Here is a 3,583-nt window from a genome sequence, read left to right on the forward strand (position 1 = left end):
TGAGTGCGGCATGATCCTGCACGGCACGGAGGTGAAATCTCTACGCCAGGGCCATGCCAGCATCAACGAATCCCACGCCAGCCAAATGGGCGGGGAAATCTGGCTCTTCAACTGCTATGTGCCCGCCTATAAACAGTCGCGCGAAAACCATGAAGAGCGTCGCCCGCGTAAGCTTCTGCTCCATAAGAAGGAGCGGAATAAGCTGATCGGCGCGATCAAGCGCGACGGGATTACCCTTATTCCCATCGGCATCTACTTCAACGAACGCGGCATCGCCAAGCTCGAACTCGGCGTCGCCCGCGGTAAGAAGAAGCAGGATAAGCGCGCGAGCGAAAAAGAGCGCGATTGGTCCCGCCAGAAATCGCGCGTGATGCGGGGTGAGAGCTAGGCTCTTTATGGGGCTTTGCCCCAAACCCCACCCAGGGCGGCGGCCCTGGGGACCGATTTCTGGGGGGAAGCATGACGACTGCCGTCCTTTATCTTTTTGCCGCGCTGGCTGAAATCGCGGGGTGCTTTGCCTTTTGGGCGTGGTGGCGGCTGGATAAGTCCGTGCTGTGGCTCATCCCCGGCGTGGCCTCGCTCATTCTGTTCGCGGGCGCTTTAGCCTTGGTAGAACAGGCCGCCGCTGGGCGAACCTTCGCTGCCTATGGTGGGGTCTATATCGTGGCCTCCCTGGCGTGGCTCTGGGGCGTGGAGGGCGTTCGCCCGGCCCTGACCGATTGGGTGGGAGCCGGGTTATGCCTTGCCGGTGCCACGGTGATTCTGACCGGAGCAACGCGAGTTTAGACGGTTGCTATCCCCAAAGCCCGGTATCGGCGGCGGCGGCGGTTCGTCCGTCGGCATGGGTCAGAAAATACGTCAGGGGATTAAGACCGCTGGCGGCGGCATCTATATTCGCCGCGAGATAGGCTTTCGTGTCGAACCAGACCGATGGGTTGCGGCCCTCTTTCCAGCCAAAGGTCACGAAATGATCGTACGCTGTGATACTCCCGGCCCGAACGGCGGTCGCCACATCCGCGTTTTGGCTGAGGTACCAGGCCGTATCGAAAACCGCACTGGCGTCGCGGCCCTCGGCGCGACCAAATTTAGCGAAATGCTCGGCCCCGGATTGAAACACCCCGGCTTTCACCGCCGCCGCCACATCCAGGTTTTGAGCGAGGTAGAAATCTTCTTGGATCGTAACGCCCTGGCTGGTCTGCGTTGCCGTTGATAGCAACCGGATGCCGTCGTCGAAACGCAGCACCTCGACGTTTCGGAGCGTGTCGGTGGCCTGGGCCGTGGTAACGCTGACACTGCCGTCGCTATTCACCTTGACGACGGCATTCACCGCCGAGGTAGCGTAGCGGGCGGTATCGATCCCCGCGCCGCCATCGATTTGATTGGTGCCGCCGCCCGCTTGGATTCGGTCATGACCGCCGCCCGCCGAAATCGTGTCGTTCTGGTTGCCGAGCAGGAACGTCTGAACGTTACCGTCGCCAACCAAGCGCTGCGCGCCCCCACTGGCGGAGACCCGCGCCGTTCCGAGGACTAGGGCGAAATCGACGGCTTCAAGGGAGAAAGCTGCATTGCTCTGCCCGCGCGCGTCTAACAGCAACGCCTCCTGGGTTCCCTGCGCGGCCGTTTGACCGACCAACGTCAGCGTGCCGGTGCCGGTTGGGTGATCGTTTCGACGATCACCCGGTTGTTGGTGCTAAGGGCGCTGAAATAGGCCTGCGCATCGCTGGTTAGCCCGGAAAGATCTTTCGCGGTTGTGCCAATCGCGGCACTCAAAGCGGCGGCGAAATCGCTCGCGCCGTTGCTTGCGCTCAGCGATGCGGCGCTGCCGATTGAGGTTAGCCCCAAGCCGGTCGGCAGTTGCACTGTTAAAAGGCTCGTGCCTGCTGTATCGCTAATCAGCGCAATATCGGCCACATCGGCAAGACCGACGTTATTGACGCGCCCGGCGGCAACGGTTGGCACCGTAATCGTATGGCTGGCCGCCCCGCTGGGGAGTGTCCCGAATTTGGTGGTGACGGTTACCCCGTCCGCCGTTCGCTCCACGAACGTCGGAATAACGGGGGGAATCGGCGGTATCGGAACGACGACTGTTGGAACCGCGATGGTAGGCGCTTTCAGAACCGTGAGAACAAGATCGTTCCCCGTGCCCCCGGCGTAGCTGATGCGGTATTCGCCGCCGTCGACCGCAACGACTCCCCCTTCGCCAATTCCGGCGAAAGTGCCGGTGATTGCGTCCGTACCATCGTTATTCAGCAGGATCAGGGATGTTCCGGCACTAAATCCACTGACCTGGGCGAGCGTCAGCGTGCCGCCCAAGGTTACCGTTCCGGTAATCGCGCTGGCCCCGCGCGTTAAATCGAACTTCAAGCCCGTGCCAGCGGCGGCGGTGAGGGAGGTGCTGATACTGCTGCCGCTGATTTCGAGCGTGCCGGAGGTGAGCGACACGGTTTCGCAGTTGATAATATTGTTTTGCAGCTTGAAGCTATTTCCGGCTCCGAGGTTGAAGGTCACCGTGTCGGTACCGTCACCGCCGTTGATGAGCCCGTCGATTCGACCGCCCGTAATCGTGATGCTGTCGTTCCCAGCCCCCATATCGATGGCGGTACCGATGCCCCCGATGATCGTTCCGCTATTTTCCAGCGTATCGTTGAAGGTGCCGAATAGCCGGACGCCGTACCCGGCGGTGCCAGTGATCGTGCCAGTATTGACGATGGTCGTCGCCCCCGCCGCAGTCGGCGTCGCAGCGCTGGCGGAGATCACGCCGTAAATGCCGTTATGGTCCGACGAAATCGTGCCGCTGTTGGTAACAGTGCCCCCGCCAAGGGTAATGCCGTCCGCCGAATCGGGGCCGGTTGGGGTGGTTCCCGCCGCGGCGCTACAGGTTACAGTCCCAGTGTTCGTGATGGTTGCGATCCCGTCGAAATCCATTCCATCGTCGGTCAGGCCGACGACGCGCCCATAATTGGTGACGGTTCCCGTCTGACCGGCGATCCCTGTGTCAGTGCCCGTAATCGTGCCGGTGCTGTAATTGGTGACGGTCAGCGTGCCGGTCGTGATATCGCTATTGACCCCCTTATCGCCCGCCGTCACGCGCCCGTAATTATGGACGGTCACGACAGCGGTCGCGACACCGATATCGATTGCGTCGTCGGCGGCGCTGGTCACGACCCCGTTATTGGTAAACGTGCCGCCATTGATGCGGGCCGCGTCGCCGGTGCCCGTCGCGGTGATGGTCCCGGCCGAAGCATTCGTGACCGTCGCGCCACTGTCGACCTGAAAGGCGCGGTCGCCGTTGGTCGCGGCGCTGCTGATCGTGCCGTTATTGGTGACGGTGCCATTGATACCGAGCCGCAACCCATCGGAGGCAGCGGAGCTTATCTGCCCGTTATTAGTAACGGTTACACTTTCATCGAGCCGCAGGGCGCGGCCCGTGCTGGTGTTATTGACGGTGCCATTATTGGTAATCGTAATAAAATCATTGCCGTTCGACCCGATGGCGTTGACGCTGCCGGCCGAGGTGATCGTGCCGTTATTGGTCAGCGTTGTCCGCGTTCCGGTGACGCCTGTTGCCACCGTCAGGGCGATG

General features: G+C 61.7%; 4 protein-coding genes. 2 read left to right on the forward strand and 2 right to left on the reverse strand.

What is annotated here, in order from left to right; translation table 11 throughout:
* Both smpB and VZ95_RS07055 read left to right on the forward strand, forming a co-directional pair.
* On the forward strand, positions 1-388 hold a 388-nt coding region (gene smpB, locus VZ95_RS07050; protein ID WP_045775228.1), incomplete at its 5' end, for an SsrA-binding protein SmpB.
* A 71-nt stretch (positions 389-459) separates the two neighbouring features.
* A complete protein-coding gene (locus tag VZ95_RS07055) occupies positions 460-786 on the forward strand; it encodes a YnfA family protein (protein WP_045775229.1) in 327 nt (108 codons plus the stop codon).
* A gap of 7 nt (positions 787-793) precedes the next feature.
* Here the strand turns inward: VZ95_RS07055 and VZ95_RS07060 are convergent, their stop codons facing one another.
* Positions 794-1,633, reverse strand: coding sequence for a hypothetical protein (locus tag VZ95_RS07060; RefSeq protein WP_052711561.1), 840 nt, complete (start codon positions 1,631-1,633; stop codon positions 794-796).
* Positions 1,634-1,635: 2 nt separating this feature from the next.
* A partial coding sequence (locus VZ95_RS25280; protein ID WP_045775230.1) for a beta strand repeat-containing protein occupies positions 1,636-3,583 on the reverse strand: 1,948 nt, incomplete at its 5' end.

The sequence above is a fragment of the Elstera litoralis genome (assembly GCF_000963705.1).
Classification (GTDB): Bacteria; Pseudomonadota; Alphaproteobacteria; order Elsterales; family Elsteraceae; genus Elstera; species Elstera litoralis.

Bases quoted from the DNA above. Each gene is read 5' to 3' on its own strand.
- VZ95_RS07055 (WP_045775229.1), top strand. From the start codon at position 460: ATGACGACTGCCGTCCTTTATCTTTTTGCCGCGCTGGCTGAAATCGCG.